The organism is Mycobacterium sp., from assembly GCF_035697385.1.
GTDB lineage: Bacteria > Actinomycetota > Actinomycetes > Mycobacteriales > Mycobacteriaceae > Mycobacterium.
The window spans coordinates 1-3,274 of record NZ_DASSCY010000287.1 but is presented as its reverse complement, the minus strand read 5'-3'; the positions used below and the strand labels follow the sequence as shown (position 1 = coordinate 3,274).

Here is a 3,274-nt window from a genome sequence, read left to right as displayed (position 1 = left end):
CGATGCCACCATCGCTCGACTCCCCGTAGGACGGGCCATGACACAGATGGCCGCCGAGGTTCAGCCGTTGCTGTCCGAACCCTCAGCGTCTCGTGGTCCCGGAAGGGATGTGCTCAGTGGCCGCTGTGCGGCTTGCCGCCTCGGTCTACGGTGAGTGTTGACAACCCAAATCTGCTGGTTAGACGGCTATTGCATCGGCATCGATCATGGGCTCAAGCGAGCACATTGCTTCCGCAACGAGGCCGGGCGATGACGCCCAAGAATTGACCTGACCGGCATTCCCGCTGGTCAGCCCCTGTGTGGAGCCCCCCGCCGGAATCGAACCGGCGACCCCATCCTTACCATGGACCGGCGGCCAAGCGCCGTGCTAACCGGCGTCTCCGCAGGTCGCCCGACACCGTGAGTGCCGCAGTTATGGGCTCAGTTACCGTCCTGGAGGACGCGACCGCTCCTGCCGCGGATCCAGCTAGCCGCTTCCACAGGACCGCGATCGGATCAGGCGGCCGACGCCTGCAAGTCCGCCCTGAGGGCCTCCAAGGTCAGGCGCTCCTTGCGGGCCCGCAGGTCAAGGTAGAGCCGCGATCACGTTCGTGGTCGCGCGGGCGAGGATGTCGTCGGGCGCACCCTTCGCGTGGCCGAGCGCGCTGACGACTGCGTCGCTTCCGGCGACCGTGCGCTCCACGGCCTCGGCGCTCTTAGCGTCGGCGAGGACGAGCGCGACGCGGTCATCGATCTCGCCGGGCTTCGGCTGTTCGCGTACGAGCGCGGTGACCTCGTGGCCGGCTGCGAGCGCCTGCGTGACGAGCTCGCGGCCGACGCTGCCGGTCGCGCCGAGGACGGCGAGCTTCACGTCGGCGCCGGCCCTTCGAACGCTGGCACTCCGTCTGCGATCGGTAGCATCGCCGCACCGTAGGCGGCGGTACTGCCACGCTGCTGCCTCCTCTGGCAGCGCCGCCGCCGCGCAGCTTCACGATCGACCGGGCGCTCGGAGCCGCGATCGCGCATAATGATCTCCGGCAGGTCATGCACGATCCCGTTGGCATCCGGCGACGCATCGACCGCGTCGTCGCGCGTGTCGACCGCCGCGACGACTACGGCCAACTGTTGGCGAGCGGCGCGGTGGTCTACGCGGTCGAGGAGGTGGACGACGTCGAGGCCTGGCGGGCCGAGATCAGGCGCCAGGCACGCGCGGACAGGATCAAGGTCCGCACCGGGTTCAGCCAGGCATCGTGTGGACGAAATAAGGGCGTGCGGCATGCGACTGACTACAACCAAAGACGTTTTTAACATTCTTACTGGCGGCGCTGGCAACGCCGATCACTGTGCACGCCTTTGACCGCGGCAAGGTCGAGCGCTTCGCCACGCTGCCGCCGGGCGAGGCATACCCGGAGGGGATCGACGCGGACGCCGACGGCAATGTCTACGTCGTCACCGTAGGGGCGAACAAGCCGGACACGAGCCCGGGAAGTCTCTTTGTATTCGACCCGAACGGCAAGCTCCTGCGGACCGTCCACATGCAGGGCACCAGTCCCTGGCTGCTTGACCTGCGCTTCCAACCGAACACGGGCAGGCTGCTCGTAGTCGATTACAAAAACCCGAAGGTCTTCACCGTCGATCCCAAGACTGGCGCTACCTCGGTGTTCATGACCGTTACGGGCGAGGACCCCGGCCTCGACGGGTTGACGTTTGATGCGGATGGCAACGTGTACGTGACCGACGCGCACCAAGGCATCATTTGGAGAGTCGGCAAGGACGGCGGTGCAGCAACGGCCTGGGTCACGAGCCCGCTTCTCAAGCCAACGAGGCCGCCGCCCGCCATCGGCGCAAACGGCCTCGCGTTCAATATGAAGCACACAGCGCTGTTCGTCGCCAACACCGCACAAGACACCATCATCGAGATACCGGTGAGCGGCTCACCACTCGAGCCCGGCACACCGGAGGTCTTCGTCAACCGTGCGGGCGGTGGACCTGACGGCATCATCATTGATGAGCACGACAACCTCTGGATCGCGTGCAACCAGTCCGACGAGGTGATGGTGCTCGAGCCGAAGCAGGGCCGGGTGATCGCGAAGCTCGGCGATTTCGGCGGGATCGACGAGGACGGCGCGCCCATCGGTTTTCTCTGGTCGAACAGCCTCGTCTTCCACGGCGACGAGGTGCTGGTCACCAACCTCTCGGCAGACATCAGCGCCATGGCATCCAAGAGTCTCCGGACCGTTGATGGACCGTGGGCCGCGGAGGTGAAACTCCACACGGTGTCGAAAATCAAGAAGCGTCTACCTGGCGTTCCGGAATGAACGGCGCGCAGCCATGTCCAGCCGGCGCGTCGGCCAGCGACCACCCGGTGATCTGGATCACCGCTGCAGCGAGCGCGAGTTCGGCGCGCGTCTTGCGCGACCACACGCCGGCCCAAGCGAGGAGGAGCGTCGGAACGGCCGCCGCCTCGTTGGGAGGAGACCGATGAAACTGAGCGTCCTCGGCGCCGCTGGCGCGACCGGCATTCCGCTGGTCGAGCAGGCGCTCGCCGCGGGACATCGCGTCACGGCACTCGTTCGGTCCGGGCGGAAACTGACCATCACCAATCCCAACCTCCATGTTGTCGAAGGCGACGCAACCGACCGCGCGGCGGTCTCCGAGGCCATGAACGGGGGCGACGCTGTCATCAGCGTCCTCGGCGCGAGAGGACCGGTGATGGCCGAGGCGACGCGCGCCATTGTGGACGCGGCCAAACAGAAGGGGCCCGAGCGCGTCGTCATGTTGTCCTCCTTCGCCGTCGCGCGTGACCGGCTCACTCCCGTCACCAAGGTCGTAACTGGCATAGCAATGGGTAGTCCGATCAAGGACAAGACTGCCGGTGAGGAAGTCCTGCGCGCCAGCAGCCTCGACTGGACGATTGTCTACGCCACCAAGCTGACCAACGGGCCCAAGACCGAGGCTAGGGTCGTCCCCGAAAGCGAGAAGGTCGGGATGTCGCAGAAAATCTCACGCGCGGGCGTGGCCTCGTTCCTCCTGCAAGCGGCCACGGAAGACCTCTACAGCCGCGGCGGCGTCGTCATCACCGGATGACACGGCCGTTAGGCAGATCGGGATCACGTCTTTAGAGCCCTCTTCCGGCACCTTCCGGCGGTCGGGTCAGGCGTGGGCTGGGACCAGTTCGGCCAGCAGCTGCTGGACGCGGGTGTCGATGTCGTCACGGATGCGGCGCACGACCTCGACCGGCTGGCCGGCCGGGTCGTCCAGCTCCCAGTCCTCATAGCGCTTGCCCGGGTAAATC

4 protein-coding genes and 1 tRNA gene are annotated in these 3,274 nt (G+C 66.3%); 3 read left to right on the top strand and 2 right to left on the bottom strand.

Going from position 1 to position 3,274, the window contains the following annotated elements:
• Positions 1-300: 300 nt before the first annotated feature.
• Both VFH65_RS24660 and VFH65_RS24655 read right to left on the bottom strand, forming a co-directional pair.
• Positions 301-366 (bottom strand) — tRNA-Thr (locus VFH65_RS24660).
• Positions 367-565: 199 nt separating this feature from the next.
• Positions 566-850, bottom strand: coding sequence for an NAD(P)-dependent oxidoreductase (locus VFH65_RS24655; protein ID WP_353325078.1), 285 nt, complete (start codon positions 848-850; stop codon positions 566-568).
• A gap of 173 nt (positions 851-1,023) precedes the next feature.
• Here VFH65_RS24655 and VFH65_RS24650 point away from each other — a divergent pair, with 173 nt between their 5' ends.
• The 3 genes from VFH65_RS24650 to VFH65_RS24640 all read left to right on the top strand — a co-directional run bounded on the left by VFH65_RS24650 (position 1,024) and on the right by VFH65_RS24640 (position 3,066).
• Positions 1,024-1,287, top strand: a complete 264-nt coding sequence (locus VFH65_RS24650; protein WP_353325076.1) for a hypothetical protein — start codon at positions 1,024-1,026, stop codon at positions 1,285-1,287.
• An 8-nt stretch (positions 1,288-1,295) separates the two neighbouring features.
• Positions 1,296-2,297: an SMP-30/gluconolactonase/LRE family protein gene (locus VFH65_RS24645; protein WP_353325080.1), complete on the top strand. Its 1,002-nt coding sequence runs from the start codon at positions 1,296-1,298 to the stop codon at positions 2,295-2,297.
• A gap of 163 nt (positions 2,298-2,460) precedes the next feature.
• Positions 2,461-3,066, top strand: a complete 606-nt coding sequence (locus tag VFH65_RS24640) for an NAD(P)-dependent oxidoreductase (RefSeq protein ID WP_353325074.1) — start codon at positions 2,461-2,463, stop codon at positions 3,064-3,066.
• Positions 3,067-3,274: the final 208 nt, after the last annotated feature.